Genomic DNA, 16,865 nt, shown 5'->3' on the forward strand with positions numbered 1-16,865 from the left:
GCCCAGTCGGCGGCGATCGCATCCGGCGCGGCGGCGGCCGCCGCCGCGTCCTGATCGTAGAGATACACTTGATGCCCTGCCGCCGCCGCCACCGCGGCGATGCCGCGCCCCATCGCGCCGGCGCCCATCACCGCCACGCGACTGTCTCGTGTCAGCCTCATGTCATTGCCCCTGAAATTGCGGCTGGCGCTTGGCGAGGAAGGCGGCGACACCTTCGCGGTAATCGGCGCTGCAGCCCAGTTCACGCTGCAAGTCGCGCTCCAGCAGCAGTTGCTGTTCCAGGCTGTTGCGCTCCGCCGCCTGCAAGGCCTGCTTGATGCGCGCATAGGCCAGCGTCGGCCCGGCGGCCAGCTCCGCGGCCAATCGCTGGACCTCGGCCGGGAACACCGCATCGTCGACGCAGCGCCAGATCAGCCCCCATTGCGCCGCCTGTTCGGCCGACAGGGGTTCGGCCAGCAGCGCCAGCCCCAAGGCGCGCGCCTGCCCCAACAAGCGCGGCAGCCAGTAGCTGCCGCCAGAGTCCGGTAGCAGGCCTATCTTGCTGAAGGCCTGCACGAAGCGCGCCGAGCGTGCGGCGATCACCAGATCGCAAGCCAAGGCGATGTTCGCGCCGGCGCCGGCCGCCACGCCGTTGACCGCGGCGATCACCGGCTTGGGCATGTCGCGCAGCCGCCGCACCAGCGGCGCGTAATAACGCTCAATCGATTCACCCAGGTCCGCCGCCTGCTGGCCGGGCGTCACCGCCCGGTCGCTCAGGTCCTGGCCGGCGCAGAACGCGCGGCCGGTGCCGGTCAACACCAGCACCCGGACCTCAGCATCGTCGCGCAGGCGGTCCAGTTCCGCCGCCAGCGCCCGATGCATGGCGGGATTGAAGCTGTTCAGACGCTCCGGCCGGTTCAACGTCAAGGTTGCCACGCCGACTTCCTGTTTCAATTCGATGCTTGTTTCCGCTGTCTGCATGCTTGCCCCTTTTTGGGATGCGGCCATGGTGATGCAGGCCAAACCGCTACTGTGGCAAACGCTATCATTGACCGACCGGAAAATCAATTATAAGCTGACCTGCATCAACGACAGCGCGACCAACACCGTCGCTGCCATGGTCCGGCCCGCCGCTGCGGCATGAAACAGGCCGGCTCCCCTCACCCCTCCGCTCGAGGAGAACGCCCATGTCCCACCCTCTGTTCCTGCAACATCAAGCCACCCTGGATCTGGCCCTGCAGGCCTTGCGCGAGCGCCAGTACTGGTCGCCGCATCCGGAAATGCCCAGTCCCAAGAGCTATGGCGAAAGCGCGCCGGCCGATGGGCTGACCGCGTTTGAGGCTTTATTGCAACAAGATTTCCAGTTGGATGGCCTGCCGCCCAGCCAGGGCTGGGTGGGCAGCGAGCGCTCGCCCTATCGCGGCGCGCTGCGCATCCGCTACCCGCGTCACGACGCCGATGCCTTGCTGAACGCCTCCGCCGCGGCACTGCAATCGTGGCGCCAAGCCGGCCCCCATGCCTGGGTGGGTGTCTGCCTGGAAATCATCCAGCGCCTGAACCGGCGCAGCTTTGAAATCGCCCATGCGGTGATGCACACCACCGGCCAGGCCTTCATGATGGCGTTCCAGGCTGGCGGTCCGCACGCGCAGGACCGGGCGCTGGAGGCGGTGGCCTACGCCTGGAGCGAGATGTCGGCCATTCCGGCGCACTGCCGCTGGAGCAAGCCGCAGGGCAAGCATGAACCGTTGGTGCTGGAGAAAAGTTGGAAAATCACCCCGCGCGGCATCGGACTGGTGATTGGCTGCAGCACCTTCCCCACCTGGAATGGCTATCCAGGCTTGTTCGCCAGCCTGGCCACCGGCAACAGCATCATCGTCAAACCGCATCCGGGCGCGGTGCTGCCGCTGGCCTTGACGGTGCGCATCGCCCGCGAAGTGCTGGCCGAAGCCGGCTTCGACCCCAACACGGTGTTGCTGGCGGCGAACCAGCACGGCGAGCCGCTGGCCCGGCAACTGGCGGAACGGCAGGAGGTGAAACTGATAGATTTCACCGGCAGCAGCGCGCACGGCGAGTGGCTGGAGAGCCATTGCCGCCATGCCCAGGTCTATGCCGAAAAGGCCGGCGTCAATTGCATCGTGCTGGATTCCACCGATGATTTCCCCGGCCTGTGCCGCAATATCGCGCTATCGCTGGCCTTGTACAGCGGCCAGATGTGCACCGCGCCGCAAAACATCTTCATACCCGCCAACGGCATCCGCACCCCGGACGGCATGCTGTCCTATCAGCAAACGGCGGCCGGACTGTGCGCGGCGCTGGAAGCGTTGTGCGCCGAGCCGGCCAAGGCGGTGGAGCTGCTGGGCGCGATCCAGAACCCGGATGTGCTGCACAGGCTGGAGGCGGCGCAGCAGCTGGGCCAACCGATGCTGGACAGCCGGCGCCTGATTCACCCGGCTTATCCGGAAGCGGAAGTGCGCACGCCCTTGCTGCGCCAGCTGACACTGGAAGACCGCACCATTTACCAGCAGGAGCACTTCGGCCCTATCGGCTTTCTGATCCAGGCGCCGGACAGCGCCGCCGCGCTGCGCCAGGTGGAAGACACGGTGCGCCGCCATGGCGCGCTGACCTTGTCGGTGTACAGCACCGATCCGCAGCTGCAACAGCTGGCGCAAAACGTGGCGGAACACGCCTATGTGTCCCTGGCGCTCAATTTCACCGGCACGGTGATGGTCAATCAGTCCGCCGCCTTCAGCGACTTCCACGGCAGTGGCGGCAATCCGGCGGCCAACGCCAGCCTGAGCGACAGCGCCTTTGTCGCCAACCGCTTCCGCGTGACGCAGACCCGCCGTTTCGCCTGAGGCCCGGCCCCGGCCACCGCCGGGGCTCCGCCCGCCATCGCAAGGAGCCGCGCCATGACGCCGCAACAGCAGCAAGCGATTCTGAACCATCCCGCCTTTCAACAACTGGCCCGGCGCAAGGCGCGGCTGGGCTGGGGGCTGAGCGCCGTCATGCTGGCGCTGTATTACGGCTTCATCCTGGCGCTGGCGTTCACGCCGCAGTGGCTGGCCCGGCCGATGGGCGCCGGCGCCACGCCCTGGGGCATGCCGGTGGGCGTGGCCATCATCCTGGCCGCGCTGGCGCTGACCGGCGTTTACGTGCGCCAGGCGAACAAACACCTGGATCCGCTGAACGCGCAGCTGCTGCGGGAGTGCCGGCCATGAGGGCGCGCTGCGCCATCGCGCTCTTGGCGCTGGCCGCCCCCGTCCTGGCGGACAACGGCGCGCAACGGCCATTGAACTGGAACGCCATCCTGATGTTCCTGCTGTTCGTGGCGCTGACCCTGGCCATCACCGCCTGGGCCGCGCGCCGCACTCGCTCCGCCGCCGACTTCTACACCGCAGGCGGCGGCGTCAGCCCGCTGCAAAACGGCCTGGCCATCGCCGGCGACATGATCTCCGCCGCGTCCTTCCTCGGCATCTCGGCGATGATGTTCAGCAAGGGCTACGATGGCCTGATCTATGCTTTGGGCGTGCTGGCCGGCTGGCCCATCATCATGTTCCTGATCGCCGAGCGGCTGCGCAATCTGGGCCGCTTCACCTTCGCCGACGTGGTGTCCTACCGCCTGAGCCAGACCCCGGTGCGCATCAGCGCCGCCTGCGGCACGCTGACGGTGGCGCTGCTCTACCTGGTGGCGCAAATGGTGGGCGCCGGCAAGCTGATAGAACTGCTGTTCGGCGCCAGCTATCTGAGCGCCGTGGTCATCGTCGGCGTGCTGATGGTCTTGTACGTGATGTTCGGCGGCATGCTGGCCACCACCTGGGTGCAGATCGTCAAGGCGGTGCTGCTGCTGTCCGCCACCAGCTTCATGGCCTTCATGGTCTGGCGCCGTTTCGGCTACAGCAGCGAGGCGATGTTCGCGGCGGCGGCGCAGATGCGCGGCGCGGCCATCCTCGCGCCCGGCGGCCTGGTGTCCAATCCGGTGGACGCGCTCTCGCTGGGCCTGGGCATGATGTTCGGCACCGCCGGCCTGCCCCATGTGCTGATGCGCTTCTTCACCGTGGCCGATGCCCGCGCCGCCCGTCAATCGGTGTTCTACGCCACCGGCTTCATCGGCTATTTCTACCTGCTGCTGATCCTGGTGGGCTTCGGCGCCATCGTCATCGTCGGCGGCGACGCCGGCTACCGCAACAGCGACGGCGGCATCGCCGGCGGCGCCAATATGGTGGCGATACACCTGGCCCAGGCCGTGGGCGGAAATCTATTCCTCGGCCTGGTCTCGGCGGTGGCCTTCGCCACCATTCTCGCCGTGGTCGCCGGCTTGGCGCTGTCCGCCGCATCGGCGGTGTCGCACGATCTTTACGCCGTCACGCTGCGCCGGGGCAAGGCGGACAGCGCCGAGGAAATGCGGGTGTCGCGGCTGGCGACGCTGGTGATAGGCGTGCTGGCCATCCTGCTCGGCCTGCTGTTCGAACGCCAGAACATCGCTTTCCTGTCCGGCCTGGTGCTGGCGATTGCCGCTTCGGTGAATTTCCCGGTGCTGTTCCTGGCGATGTTCTGGTCCCGGCTCACCACCCTCGGCGCTGTGGCCGGCAGCCTGGCCGGTCTGGTGACCGCCATCGCGCTGCTGGCGCTGGGACCGGCGGTATGGGTGGATATTCTCGGCCATCCACGGCCGGTCTTCCCCTACGCCAATCCGGCCTTGTTTTCAATGAGCGCGGCTTTCGCCTGCGCCTGGCTGTTTTCGGTCTGCGACCGTAGCGCTCGGGGAAGGCTGGAACGCAGCCGCTTCCCGGCGCAATACATCCGCGCGCTGACCGGCCTGGGGGCCGGCGATGGCCGGCGCTGAGCGGAGCCGGCGCGATATCCGCAGCGCTGGGCGCAAGCATGCGCCGAGTCAGGCGGCGAAACGCTCATGACCTCCTCGCACTTGCGCCTGCTCGGCGGTTTTCGCCTTGCCCCGCTTGCCCGCGCGGCTTTGAGCCGCTTCCGTGGCAACACTAATAACCATCCGGCAAGTCCCGGCACAGCCGGACGAAATAGCCGTTATCGACCTCGATATAGCCGCCCTGCTTCAACTCCTTCAGGATATCCAGCACTCGTGAGCGCGACAGATTGGTGCGGCTGCAGATGAAGGACACCAGGGTATAGCTTTGCCGATACGCATCCGCCGCCGAGGACAGCCATTCGATGGCGAAGCGGACCTTGCCGTAGGCATTATTGGACGTCAGCATATGCCGCGCGCTGATCGCGCATTGATAAACCCAGGTCAGGTACTCCGCCCCTGCGCGCAGGAAATCGGCATCGGCGCGAAAACTCGCCAATTGCTGCTGGCTGCATTCGTAGTACAGCGAAGGCACCAAGGCCTTATGCCATACCGTGACCGGCATGGGGCTGGTCGCAAAGTAATTGTCCAGGCCGATGATTCTGCCGCCGGGAACATGCGACTCTATCATCGACTCGCCCAAACAGGTTTCCCAGGCGCCACGCTCCACCGCAATCAATTTCACATAATCCACATGGATGATTTTGTCTCCTGGCTTAGCCGTTTTGGCTTTCCCGTTTTTTTTTACTTGGGCCAATAGATACTGGGTAGCCTCTACTGGCGGCTTTCTCCAACAGCCAGGCAGCAAGGCCTTGCTGCCTGCAACTAGCAAGCTCATTTTCTTCACTCCCCCAAACCATGGCGCAAGCCCATGAATGCGTGTTATTTCAAGGCTCGCGCCCCTCAACCGTTCCCTCACTGGTCAAGGTCCGGATTTTCGCAATTTACTTCATAAATTAAATATAGACAGCAAAATACTGCTTGCCACCTCTGGGAGCCTGTTCAAAGTCTCGCGAGCAAGAGCGAGACAAGGCGAAAACGAGCGAAAAAGCCGAATGTACTCGTGGTACATGAGCATTTTGAGCTCGTACTCACCGTGCTACGCCTCACAAAGCGCAGCAGACTTTGAACAGGTTCTTAGCCGCTTCGCGGTGGACGGTCCCTGCCGCACGACAGAGACCCGCTTCCCGCGCCGCCAAACCCGTGCCCAAGACGCCTGCTCACGACCCCGCGATCAAGAACGAGACATGGAGCAGGCACTAAAGATACATACTCAATCCCACACAGCGCCTCACTCGGTGTATTTAGATCGCTTCCCGCTATTCACGCGTCTGCCGGCGCTCGCCAAAATAATAGGCCGATGCCGCCCCGGATTCGTTGAATAAATAGCCCAACACCACCCCAGCCAAGGTGCTATCCAATTTCAACTCCCCAAACAACAGCAAACCACCTATCGCCATGGACCCACCGATCAAGATATAAGCCAGATTACGCGGCGTTTTATCTCGTATTGAAATCTCACGCTTACGGGCTGCCTCTCTGTCGCTCAGCAAGCTGCCGATTAATTGCTGGTGATTTTCAAAGCCCAGCTGTTTCAATTTCAATGCGAACTCCTGATCGGCACGCCGCATTGATTGAATCTGCTCGGCATTCAAATTGGCGCAGGCCTTGTTCAGGGCTTTATCGGTTTTTTCCGTCAAACCCAAGGCATCGCTCGCGGCGTCCATTGCCAATTGTCGCAAGGGACCGCTTAATGCGGTAGCGATCCACGGAGCCACGGTGCTTAATAATTCAAGCATGCATCCTCCCGCGCGTAACGCATATTCTGCACCAGTCTCGCTATCCAACCGCGGCCAAAATGCACAAAACCGGGCAGCGCAATATAGCGCTCCATTCGCGCCACATTCATCATGATCATCAGCTCAAACGCCGGCTCTGCCAATACCGCCGCGCGGGTTAGCGGCCCCCATAAGCCATCCACGGCTACGCCCGCGCATTGTTGCAGCACACGCATCGCCGTCCCCGGACCATGATTGACACCAGCGTCGAACAATTGGAAAGCCAGACCTGGCGGCAGTTCGGCACAGGCCAGCGGCTGCCAGTAGTCCTGCCTGTAAATCCGCTTGGCCAATTCCAGCTCCAGATCCTGCATTGCACCACGATAACCATGGCGCCGCGCCACCGCAGCGCTAATTCCCCAGCGGGTTTCTCCCCCCGGATCTTGCGGATGATGGCTATACCCGCCCTCATGTTTCAATACCCTTTCCAGCGCCTGCTCAAAATACATATCCACGACTCCCTTCAAAAACCCGGCGACATAAATCATCAAAGAAATCTCAAAGCCCGCCAATAAAACCGGCATGGCAGCGCTATGCTCTGCGCGCGCCCCAAAGCTGACAAGCCAAAATCCAAAATTGGACTTTCCCTTGTCGGCAGCGACGCAAATCTAAACAATTTCCGCCATTCAAAGCGATGAGCAGGCCAGGGCATATGGATTCATATTTCCGTCAGTCAGATATTGATTTGAGAAACGGCAATCAATAACTCGGCAAACACCAACCCACGACAAATACCGCTCTGCTTTATTGAATGAGAATCGAAAAAAGACTGGTTTCACAGACAGCCCGGAATACATCGTGAGCAGGCATTCAATGCCTTGAACACGGTTAAGTCGGAGCAAGACCCCATCAGGAAAAGGCACGGCAATTGCCCGCCGCGTCCAAGCTCCGACCAAACCAGCATGGCCATCGCAGCAGCGCGGGTTTACTGAAGCAGACGCTCAAGCCCGTCGCACACGCGTTGACCGCAGCAGTACGGCCGGCTCGCCTAAGAGCCTGTTCAAAGTCTCGCGAGCAAGGGCGAGACAAGGCGAAAACGAGCGAAAAAGCGGAATGTACAAGTGGTACATGAGCATTTTGAGCTTGGTTTCAACGCCGTATCGCCGAAGCGCAGCAGACTTTGAACAGGTTCTAAGACAACCGGCCGTGTTTTCCACCTTCAATCAGGAATTATTCATGGCGATTACCGTTATCCGCGACCTGGCCTCCACCGATCAGGCCGACACCATCGGCGACTTGATCGACAGCGGCCTGCATTACCGCCACCCCGATTCCGCGCAAATCGCGTATCCGAGGATAGTGGAAGGGCAACAGGCCATCGGCACCTTGCCACTTAACCAAAACCTAAAGATCGCCATTGTCGGCATGGGCGCGGCCGGCATTGCCGCCTTGTACGAGCTGTCGAAGCTGGAAGGCAATCATTCCGTCACCGTGTTCGAGCCGGATGCCAAGCATGTGGTCCATCATCAGAATCCTCGCGATATCGACATCGAGGGCCTGCGCGCCGGCCGCGTCTTCGCCGCGCGGGCCAAGAGCGAGCAGGGCGAGGACCAGACCGTTTACGAAATCGGCGCGATGCGCTTCCCGGAAATCGCCGGCCTGACCTGGCAGTACGCGCAGGATGTGTTCGGTTCCGACGGCAAGGTCAAGGTCTTCCCCAATCCAGGCAAGGTGGCCACCGAATTCGTATTCGGTGATCAGGTCGAGCGTTACAAGGGCGAAACTTGGGCCAATCCAGACGCTCCGACCAGGCAGGTCAAGGATCTGGTGATTCGCTATCTATTAGGCAATGGTGTCGAACCCTTATTGTGGATCGGTGAACGCGCGCCGCTGGACGTCATCCCGCTGCTGAAAGCGAAAGACACCAGCACTGAAACCTTGGCCGGGATCGATCAAGACTGGAAACAATTCGCCATCGACAATGACGGCATGACGCTGGGCGCGGCGGTGCGCGCCATCCTCGCCAGCCATATCGCCGAGCTGCCCGACTTGCCTGGCTTGAACACTGAGCGCGAGCGTATCAACTATTACTTCGAGTTGTTCGGCCGCTTCGGCTTTGGCACCGGCGGTTTCAAATCGCTGTTCTCTCAGTCCATCGTCGAAATGATGCGCTTGATCCTGTGGGACTACTCCAATGAGTACACCCTGCCGGTGACGGAGAATGTCCAGTTCCTCGCCGGCCTCTATCACAAGGCGAAGGACACGCTGGGCACGCGCTTGACCCTGAAGCAAGCGCGCGTCTGTGATGTGCTGAATCAGCTGCTGGACGATTATTCAGCAGTCATTGCCTATTACCCAGAAAACGAGACCAAGATAAGCACCGAGCAATTTGACTATGTGATCCTGGCGTTGCCGCATGAGCAATTGCTACCGCTGATCAACCGCGCCGGCGTCGCTCCATCTTATAGTGTTCGCCGTGTCGGCGATCATGCGCTGGGCTTGGGCACCCAACTTCTGAGAAATGTATTGCCACCCTTGCTGTTGGACAACAAGGAAACAGCCTTCAACGCTCGCGCCATCAGCGCAGTCAGCATGCTGCGCATGACGCGCTCGGCCAAGGTATTCGGCACCTTCGATAATAAGTACGAAAGCGACCTGCCCACCTTTAATGATGAGCCGATCAAGGCCGTGATCTCCGATGGCGGCTTGGCCGCCAGCTACATCGTGCCCAGCCCTATCGCTGGCATGGAGGATAAATACTCCAGCTTCCTGGCGAGTTATACCTGGGATGACGACACCACTCGCCAGCAGCGCGACTTTGGCGAATGGCCGTTGAACCCGGCCGCGGGCGAAGCCGATGACGGCAAGCCAATGTTCCAGCGCTTGATCAGCCGCGCCGATCACAATGTCAAAGCCGCAGGGAGTAACAGCTATCAGCCCTGGTGGTTCTATGAGATCTTGCAGAAAGTGGAACCGGCCAACCGCCTGTCCTTCGACTGGAGCACGCACGGCAGCGCCGGCGGCTTCAAGATCGACATGCCCGGTGATCACCAGCACAGCAATTTCTGCTTCCGCTTCCACACCCATGCGCTGGATGAGACGCTGCCAACCCGCTTCTTCCTCGCCTCCGACAGCTACAGCCACTTGGGCGGCTGGCTGGAAGGCGCGTTCATGAGCGCGGTCAACGCGGTGTCCGGCGTGGTGGTGGCCGCCAATGGCCGCGGCGGCACAGGCGTAGAAGCCTTGAACGCAGAGGCGCAGAAGCTGTTCACCACCCTGGACCCGATCACGCAATCACGCGCGTAAGTCCAATAGAGCGCGGCCCGGCTTTCGGGTTCGCTCCCCGCGCCGTCGGCCTTGGCCGGCGGCGCTTCTCTTTACGCGCTCATGCCAGCAGCGCCGCCATCGTCATGTTCTGGAACGCCGCCATGCCGCGGGTCAGCGTCTTGTCGCGGTGTTGCACCTGATACAGCGTGCGCGTAAGCGTCGGCAAGCCGGCGCGCACTTCCGCCACCGCGCCGGACTGCAGCAGGTCGGCCACCACTCGCCGCGACAGGCAACTGACGCCGAGGCCTGCCGCCACCGCGTGCTTGATCGCTTCCGAGTGACCCAGCTCCATGCTGACATTGAGCATGGCCAGATGCGGCAGTAGCAGGCGGTCCACCTCCTCGCGCGTGCCGGAGCCGGCTTCGCGCAGAATCCACTCGGCTTGCGCCAAATCCTGGCGCGCAGCCTCGCCCCGCGCCAGCGGGTGATCGGCGGCGGCGAACACCACCAGCTCGTCCTGACGCCAGGGTTGGGCGATCAGTTCCGGGTGATGGCAAGGCCCTTCGATGAAACCGAAGTCCACCCGCAACGCCGCCACCGCGTCGACGATGTCGCGGGTATTGGCCACGTCCAGTTCCAGCCGCGCCAACGGCCAAGCGGCGCGGAAGGCCGCCAGCTGCTGCGGCAGCAGATAATTGGCCACCGTGCTGCTGGCGCCTATCTTCAAGGACATCGCGCCGGCGTTGAACAGGCTCTGCATATCCTGGGCCGCGTCCAGCATCGCCCGCGCCTTGGGCCACAGCAGCCGACCATGCTCGTTCAGACTCAGGCGTTTGCCGATGCGGTCGAACAGGCGCACATCGAGACCGGTTTCCAGCTTGTCCAGCGCCTGGCTGGCGGCGGACTGGGTCAGCGCCACCTGCTGGGCCGCCTGGGTCACGGTGCCATATTCGGCCACCGCGACGAAGACCTCCAGCTCGCGCAGGGTCAGCTTCAAGGCCATGCCCTCTCCTTATATCGATTTTGCTACTGATATATATCCATTTTATCCGTTTCTCTACTGAAAACTAGACGGGTATCGTTAGCCTCATCCGCCATAGACCAAACAGGCATTTATTTATGACAAACCTTCGCCAAATCTTGCCGGGCCTGGCGTTGGCCATTGCGCTCGCCATCGCGGCCTTGTACGCCGCGGAACTGCCGGCGATGAAACACCTGGGTTTCTCCGCGCTGACCATCGCCATCATCGGCGGCATGCTGATCGGCAACAGCGTTTACCGTTTCGTTGCCCAGACCAGCCATCACGGCATCCAGTTCTCCAAACAGAAGCTGTTGCGCCTGGGCATCATCCTGTTCGGCTTCAAGCTGACCTTTCAGGACATCGCCGCCGTCGGCTTCGCCGGCGTGTTGATCGACACCCTGGTGCTGTGCTCCACCTTTCTGCTGGCCTTCCGCATCGGCCGCAAATACCTGGGCATGGATGAGCAGAGCGTGATCCTGATCGGCGCCGGCAGCTCCATCTGCGGCGCGGCCGCGATTCTCGCCACCGAGCCGGTGATCAAGGCGCATGCGGAAAAAGTGGCGGTGGCCGTCGCCACCGTGGTGGTGTTCGGCACCGTGGCCATGTTCCTGTGGCCGGCGCTGTATCAATTATTCAGCCACCTGGGCATTTCGGAATTCCACTACGGCGTGTTCGCCGGCTCCACCATCCATGAAGTGGCGCAGGCGGTTGCCGCCGGCAAATCGGTCAGCGAGGCGGCGATGACCACCGCGGTGATCACCAAGATGATACGGGTGATGATGCTGGCGCCGTTCCTGATCGCGCTGTCCAGCTGGCTGGCCGCCAAGCCGCACGGCAGCCACCAGCAGAAGGGCCGCATCGCCATCCCCTGGTTCGCCGTCGCCTTCCTGGCCGTTGCCGCCTTCAACTCCTTCAATCTGCTGCCGGCCGCGTGGGTCAGCGCCATCGTGTCGCTGGACAACCTGCTGCTGGCCGCCGCGATGGGCGCGCTGGGCATCACCACCCACTTCTCCGCCATCCGTCAGGCCGGCGCCAAACCGATGTTGCTGGCGTCCATCCTGTTCGGCTGGCTGATCGTCGGCGGCGGCCTGATCAACTTCGGCGTCAGCCATCTGCTGCACTAAACGCGCTCACGCAAAAACAAAACCGCCCGGCTTCCGCCGGGCGGTTTTTTTCACTGAGCCGCCATCATGGCTTAGAACAAGCCGCGGAAAGGGTTCCACCCCTTATATCCCTTGATCTCCTGTTGATAGTACAGGTAGTTCGCCGACATGCCAGCCAGAGCGCTGAAGCCGAAACCAAGCCCCCGGCTAATCGACTCAGGCGCATCCAGCATCACGAGGACCAGATTGATCAGCAGCGCCACGCCCAACAAGGACAGCATGCTCTTCCACAAGCCCAGCACCAGGTAATAGATTGGCCAGAAGAAAAAAGCGATGAAATTCATCTGCACCTTAAGGCGGTCGCCAGACGACAAGGCCTTGAAGGCCACCTTGTAACTGGCGCTGTTCGGCGCGCCATGCTGATCGAAAAAGGCAAATCGCAGCTGCCATTTATCGCTGTAAGCGGCGCGGACGGAAGGTTCTGACATGGTTTTTCAAAATGAGGTCAATAATGACATTATTTTGCAACACACACAAAAATAGGACAATGCAATCGCGGTCGGAACCCGTCCCGATCCAAAACAACACCGCCCGGCTTGCGCTCGGGCGGTGATAGTGGCTTACATTGCGACCATGCCTCATGTTCAGCCTTCTTCCAACGCACTCCCTATCACTCCCATGCCTGCTCGCGTGACTGCCCCTGCATAACCTTCTGCTGGCTTTCCACCAAGGCCATCGTGAACTGCCTCTTGAAGTTGTCCGCCGGGCGCCAACCTTTGCCGTCCCGGACAAAGCTGAACTCGCCCTCCAATAACAGACGGCCCTTCTTGCCGATCATTGTCATGAATGGGTCGCGATACTGGACCATCAACTTGCAGTTCCAAACGCCGCCTGCGCCTTGCACGCAGTCGCTCAAGGGCACTACTTCACCGAGCGCAAATTCCGGCTTCCCCAACGCCCCCAGCGCACGGGTCAAAGGGGCGATACCTGGCCCACCCAGCTTGCGAAAATCGAGCACGCCTTGTTGCAGCGCCTGCCTCACGCCCAACCGGCCCAAAGGCTTGCCCAACTCCGGCAACATACCATCCGCGTCCAGCTGAGCATAACGTGTGCGCAGCACACGTTCATCGCTTCCCTTTACATGGATAGCGTCGTCTTTTCCCTGTACCTCGTAGGCGATGGGCGCGCGCTGCTGCTCATCCGCCACCAGAACCGCCACGCAGCCACGGGTGCGCTCCATCTTGATGTATCCCAGCTCCTTGACCTGCTCCAACTTGAGATTCCGCAGATTGAAGGTTTCCGGCGCACTCGCGCTGAGCTTTGACGATATCTGGTGCAACTTCTCGGACATCAAAGAGGCCCGTATGCTTTTCTTCACCACGGACGCTTCGCATCTCGGCACCAGCGGCGGGGTCAGGAAATACCAGCCGGCCGCGCCGAGCAGGGCCGCGCTCCCCAAGCCCCAAGCCAGCTTTCCACGCCATGTCGTCGCCTTTTGTCGCTGGAGCAGCGCCAATTCCAGCTCCAGATCCTGGTTGTATTCATCCACCGCCTGCCTGCGCACCGCATTGGACGCAAAACCTTCGTCCGCATCCGCCTTGGCTTCGATTTCAATCATTTGCTCAAAGCTCAGCACTTCCTCTTCTTCCAACCAGTCCAGGCCTCCGCCCAAGGTGGAGAAGGGCTCCGCGCCCTGCTCGCGCAGCTTGTCGCGCGCCGCATCGTAGATCGCCTTGTCAATCACGCCGCCGGCCAGCAGACGGTCAAGAATCGGGCTTGCAAACGTGGAGTCGCTCATATCGTCCATTAACGGCGCGCATTGCGCATGCGCAGCCGGGGAAGTGGAAAAGGCGTCCAGCATAACCCAGGGTCGCAAAAACACCTAAATTCCAAGACATTCAGGATTGATCAATGAAAACAAAATGCCAATGGTGTTTTATTGCCAGCTGCCACTGGCCGCGAAACCGCCGACACACGGCGCAGGCAATGAAAAACGCCCGGCCAAGCCGGGCGTTCGACCATGACTAAGCGCCAGCGCTCAGCACGGACACTTTTTCATGCTCTTGCCGCCATAGCGCTCATCCTGGCAGCGACGGAAGAAGGCCTCGCGGCTCATCACTTCCGCCTTGGGATCGAAACGGCGGCGGCTGGCGACATAGGCGTCGTAATCCTTGACCCCCACCATCAGCCGGGCGGTTTTCGCCCATTGCATCCATAGTTTTCCCATCACGCGCCCTCCTGGCGGAATACCGCCGGCACCTCTTTGGCGGTGGCCCATTTCACCGCCAGCGATTTGCGGATCACATTGACGGAGAACACCAGCATGGCGATCACCACCGCCATGAACAGCGCCGTCAAAGTGGCGTCCACATAATCATTGAAGATGATCTGCTGCATTTGCGCCATATTCTTGGCCGGCGCCAACACCTCGCCCTTGGCGGCGGCAGCGGAGAATTTGTCGGCGTGAGCCAGGAAGCTGATCTTGGGGCTGGCATGGAACAGCTTCTGCCAGCCTGCGGTCAGCGTCACCACCAGCAACCACAGCGTGGGCACGGCGGTGACCCAGATGTAGCGGGTCTTCTGCATCTTGATCAGTACCGCCGTGGCCAGGATCAGCGCGATGCCGGCCAGCATCTGGTTGGCGATGCCGAACAGCGGCCACAAGGTGTTGATGCCGCCCAGCGGATCCACCACGCCCTGGTACAGGAAATAGCCCCAGCCGGCCACCGCCAGCCCGGTGGCCACCAGGTTGGCGGTCCAGGATTCGGTATTGGCCATCGGTTTGACCACCAGGCCCAGCAGGTCCTGGATCATGAAGCGCAGCACGCGGGTGCCGGCGTCGATGGTGGTCAGGATGAACAAGGCTTCGAACAGGATGGCGAAGTGATACCAGAAGGCCATCATCCCCGGCCCGCCGATCACATTGGACAGGATGTGGGCCATGCCCACCGCCAGCGTCGGCGCGCCGCCGGCGCGCGACAGGATGGTGCTCTCGCCCACATCCTTGGCCATTTGGGTCAGCATGTCCGGCGTGATGACGAAACCCCAGCTGGAAATCACCTGGGCGGCTTCTTCCGCGGTCTTGCCTATCACCGCCGCCGGGCTGTTCATCGCGAAGTAGACGCCCGGGTCCAGCACGCAGGCGGCGATCAGCGCCATGATGGCGACGAAGCTTTCCACCAACATGGAGCCGTAGCCGATCACGCGGGCATGGGTTTCGTTTTCCAGCATCTTGGGCGTTGTGCCGGAAGACACCAGCGCATGAAAACCGGACACCGCGCCGCAGGCGATGGTGATGAACAGGAAGGGGAACAGATTGCCGGCGAACACAGGGCCGCTACCGTCGACGAACTTGGTCACCGCCGGCATGTGCAGATTCGGCGCCACGATCACGATGCCGATGGCCAGGCCGACGATGGTGCCGATTTTCAGGAAGGTGGACAGATAGTCGCGCGGAGCCAGCAGCAGCCACACCGGCAGCACCGAGGCGATGAAACCGTAGCCGATCAAGGTCCAGGCCAGCGTGGTGCCGCTCAGGGTGAACAGCGGCGCCAGGGTTTCGCTCTTGGCGATGTCGCCGCCGTAGACGATGGCCAGCATCAGCAGAATGAAGCCGATGACCGAGATTTCACCGATCTTGCCCGGACGGATGAAGCGAGTATAGATGCCCATGAACAACGCGATCGGTATCGTGGCGGCGATGGTGAAAGTGCCCCACGGGCTGCCGGTCAGCGCCTTGACCACCACCAGCGCCAGCACCGCCAGCAGGATCACCATGATCATCAGGATGCCGATGGAGGCGATGACGCCTGGGATGGCGCCCAGTTCGGTGCGAATGATCTCGCCCAGCGATTTGCCGTCGCGGCGCACCGACAGGAACAGGATCAGGAAGTCCTGCACCGCGCCGGCCAGCATCACGCCGACCAAGATCCACAGCGTACCCGGCAGATAACCCATCTGCGCGGCCAGCACCGGGCCCACCAACGGGCCGGCGCCGGCGATGGCGGCGAAGTGGTGGCCGAACAACACCCATTTATTGGTGGGCACATAATCCAGGCCGTCATTGTACTTTTCCGCCGGCGTCAATCGGCGCGCGTCCAGCTCCAGCACTTTGTTGGCGATGAAGCGGCCATAGAAACGATAGGCGATGGCGTAGACCGACACCGCCGCCACGATCAGCCACACCGCGTTGACCGGTTCGCCCCGGTTCAGCGCCACGACGGCGAAGGCCGCCGCCCCCGCCAGCGCGACGACCAGCCAGGCGGCCCATTCTTTAATCTGTTGCATATGCCAAGTTCCTGTTCTCTTTATCCCGTTTTTAATTCCCCGCGTCCCGCCGGCCAAGGCCTGCGCGCGCGGATTTTTTTGCCTGATCGATTCTGGATAGATAGCGCCGGAAGATCAAGCCATGGGCAATGATTTCAAAAACCCTCAAAATTGATTATGACAAATGGCGGTCACGATAACACTAAAGTCGCGCCGGATGGCCGCGTGCTACTATTTTAGGACTCAAGGCCAAACCCTTTCGAAGACATGCCCAGCGATACCCCTCATATTCTCATTGTCGAAGACGATGTGAGACTAGCCGAATTGATAGGCGCCTACCTGACCAAGCACGGCTATCGCATCACCCAGCACGGCCGCGGCGACACGGCGCCGGCCATCATTCTGGAAGAGAAGCCGGACTTGGTGATTCTGGACATCATGCTGCCGGGCAAGGAAGGCTTCGACGTCTGCCGCGAGATCCGCCCGCGCTATAACGGCCGGGTGTTGATGATGACCGCGCGCGACGAAGACGTGGACGAGATCCTGGGCCTGGAGCTGGGCGCCGACGATTATCTGGCCAAGCCGGTGGAGCCGCGCCGCCTGCTGGCGCGGGTGCGCGCGCTGCTGCGCCG

17 protein-coding genes are annotated in these 16,865 nt (G+C 61.8%); 7 read left to right on the forward strand and 10 right to left on the reverse strand.

Annotation, left to right across the window (positions count from 1 at the left end; translation table 11 throughout):
• On the reverse strand, window positions 1-161 hold a 161-nt coding region (locus tag LQT98_RS24155), incomplete at its 3' end, for a 3-hydroxyacyl-CoA dehydrogenase NAD-binding domain-containing protein (RefSeq protein WP_407928926.1).
• Between the two features lies 1 nt (window position 162).
• On the reverse strand, window positions 163-987 hold the full coding sequence (gene paaG / locus LQT98_RS02910; RefSeq protein ID WP_331282522.1) for a 2-(1,2-epoxy-1,2-dihydrophenyl)acetyl-CoA isomerase PaaG: 825 nt from the start codon (window positions 985-987) through the stop codon (window positions 163-165).
• Between paaG and LQT98_RS02915 the strand changes: the two genes are divergently transcribed.
• From LQT98_RS02915 to LQT98_RS02930, 4 genes are read left to right on the forward strand one after another with little or no spacing between them, the layout of a single operon-like run.
• Window positions 986-1,123 (forward strand): hypothetical protein, encoded by a 138-nt coding sequence (locus LQT98_RS02915; RefSeq protein ID WP_231461056.1) that lies wholly within the window; start codon window positions 986-988, stop codon window positions 1,121-1,123. The two genes, paaG and LQT98_RS02915, sit on opposite strands and share 2 nt — an antisense overlap.
• Before the next feature lie 43 nt (window positions 1,124-1,166).
• Window positions 1,167-2,834, forward strand: coding sequence for a phenylacetic acid degradation protein PaaN (paaN, locus tag LQT98_RS02920; protein ID WP_231461057.1), 1,668 nt, complete (start codon window positions 1,167-1,169; stop codon window positions 2,832-2,834).
• A 54-nt stretch (window positions 2,835-2,888) separates the two neighbouring features.
• Complete coding sequence (locus tag LQT98_RS02925; protein ID WP_231461058.1) at window positions 2,889-3,197, forward strand: DUF485 domain-containing protein; 309 nt, start codon at window positions 2,889-2,891, stop codon at window positions 3,195-3,197.
• Window positions 3,194-4,822, forward strand: coding sequence for a cation/acetate symporter (locus LQT98_RS02930; protein ID WP_231461059.1), 1,629 nt, complete (start codon window positions 3,194-3,196; stop codon window positions 4,820-4,822). Before LQT98_RS02925 ends, LQT98_RS02930 begins: the two co-directional genes overlap by 4 nt.
• Window positions 4,823-4,973: 151 nt before the next feature.
• On the opposite strand, the gene LQT98_RS02935 is transcribed toward LQT98_RS02930, so the two are convergent.
• The 3 genes from LQT98_RS02935 to LQT98_RS02945 form a co-directional block, all read right to left on the reverse strand.
• The gene (locus tag LQT98_RS02935; RefSeq protein ID WP_197081428.1) at window positions 4,974-5,483 is read right to left on the reverse strand and encodes a helix-turn-helix domain-containing protein; all 510 of its coding nucleotides are present in this window, start codon (window positions 5,481-5,483) and stop codon (window positions 4,974-4,976) included.
• A gap of 634 nt (window positions 5,484-6,117) precedes the next feature.
• Window positions 6,118-6,597, reverse strand: coding sequence for a hypothetical protein (locus LQT98_RS02940; RefSeq protein WP_048409369.1), 480 nt, complete (start codon window positions 6,595-6,597; stop codon window positions 6,118-6,120).
• Window positions 6,582-7,160, reverse strand: a complete 579-nt coding sequence (locus LQT98_RS02945; RefSeq protein WP_197081427.1) for a glycoside hydrolase family 108 protein — start codon at window positions 7,158-7,160, stop codon at window positions 6,582-6,584. The genes LQT98_RS02940 and LQT98_RS02945 overlap by 16 nt, the downstream gene beginning before the upstream one ends.
• Before the next feature lie 652 nt (window positions 7,161-7,812).
• Here LQT98_RS02945 and LQT98_RS02950 point away from each other — a divergent pair.
• Window positions 7,813-9,882 carry a flavin monoamine oxidase family protein gene (locus LQT98_RS02950; RefSeq protein WP_048409368.1) on the forward strand — a complete coding sequence of 690 codons (2,070 nt, stop codon included), beginning with the start codon at window positions 7,813-7,815 and terminating at the stop codon, window positions 9,880-9,882.
• A 79-nt stretch (window positions 9,883-9,961) separates the two neighbouring features.
• Here LQT98_RS02950 and LQT98_RS02955 read toward each other — a convergent pair whose 3' ends face one another.
• The gene (locus tag LQT98_RS02955) at window positions 9,962-10,846 is read right to left on the reverse strand and encodes a LysR family transcriptional regulator (protein WP_231461060.1); all 885 of its coding nucleotides are present in this window, start codon (window positions 10,844-10,846) and stop codon (window positions 9,962-9,964) included.
• A gap of 116 nt (window positions 10,847-10,962) precedes the next feature.
• Between LQT98_RS02955 and LQT98_RS02960 the strand changes: the two genes are divergently transcribed.
• Window positions 10,963-11,988 carry a YeiH family protein gene (locus LQT98_RS02960; protein WP_231461061.1) on the forward strand — a complete coding sequence of 342 codons (1,026 nt, stop codon included), beginning with the start codon at window positions 10,963-10,965 and terminating at the stop codon, window positions 11,986-11,988.
• 71 nt (window positions 11,989-12,059) lie between these two features.
• Here the strand turns inward: LQT98_RS02960 and LQT98_RS02965 are convergent, their stop codons facing one another.
• From LQT98_RS02965 to LQT98_RS02980, 4 genes are all read right to left on the reverse strand, one after another.
• A complete protein-coding gene (locus LQT98_RS02965) occupies window positions 12,060-12,455 on the reverse strand; it encodes a DUF2628 domain-containing protein (protein ID WP_231461062.1) in 396 nt (131 codons plus the stop codon).
• Between the two features lie 182 nt (window positions 12,456-12,637).
• Window positions 12,638-13,774 (reverse strand): hypothetical protein, encoded by a 1,137-nt coding sequence (locus LQT98_RS02970; protein ID WP_231461063.1) that lies wholly within the window; start codon window positions 13,772-13,774, stop codon window positions 12,638-12,640.
• Window positions 13,775-14,005: 231 nt separating this feature from the next.
• A complete protein-coding gene (locus tag LQT98_RS02975) occupies window positions 14,006-14,194 on the reverse strand; it encodes a YbdD/YjiX family protein (RefSeq protein ID WP_231461064.1) in 189 nt (62 codons plus the stop codon).
• Window positions 14,194-16,254 carry a carbon starvation CstA family protein gene (locus LQT98_RS02980; RefSeq protein WP_231461065.1) on the reverse strand — a complete coding sequence of 687 codons (2,061 nt, stop codon included), beginning with the start codon at window positions 16,252-16,254 and terminating at the stop codon, window positions 14,194-14,196. The genes LQT98_RS02975 and LQT98_RS02980 overlap by 1 nt, the downstream gene beginning before the upstream one ends.
• Window positions 16,255-16,542: 288 nt before the next feature.
• On the opposite strand from LQT98_RS02980, the gene LQT98_RS02985 reads away from it, so the two are divergent.
• Window positions 16,543-16,865: response regulator (locus LQT98_RS02985; protein ID WP_231461066.1), on the forward strand; the 323-nt coding region annotated here is incomplete at its 3' end.

It is taken from the genome of Chromobacterium aquaticum (assembly GCF_021129195.1).
Taxonomy (GTDB): Bacteria; Pseudomonadota; Gammaproteobacteria; order Burkholderiales; family Chromobacteriaceae; genus Chromobacterium; species Chromobacterium aquaticum.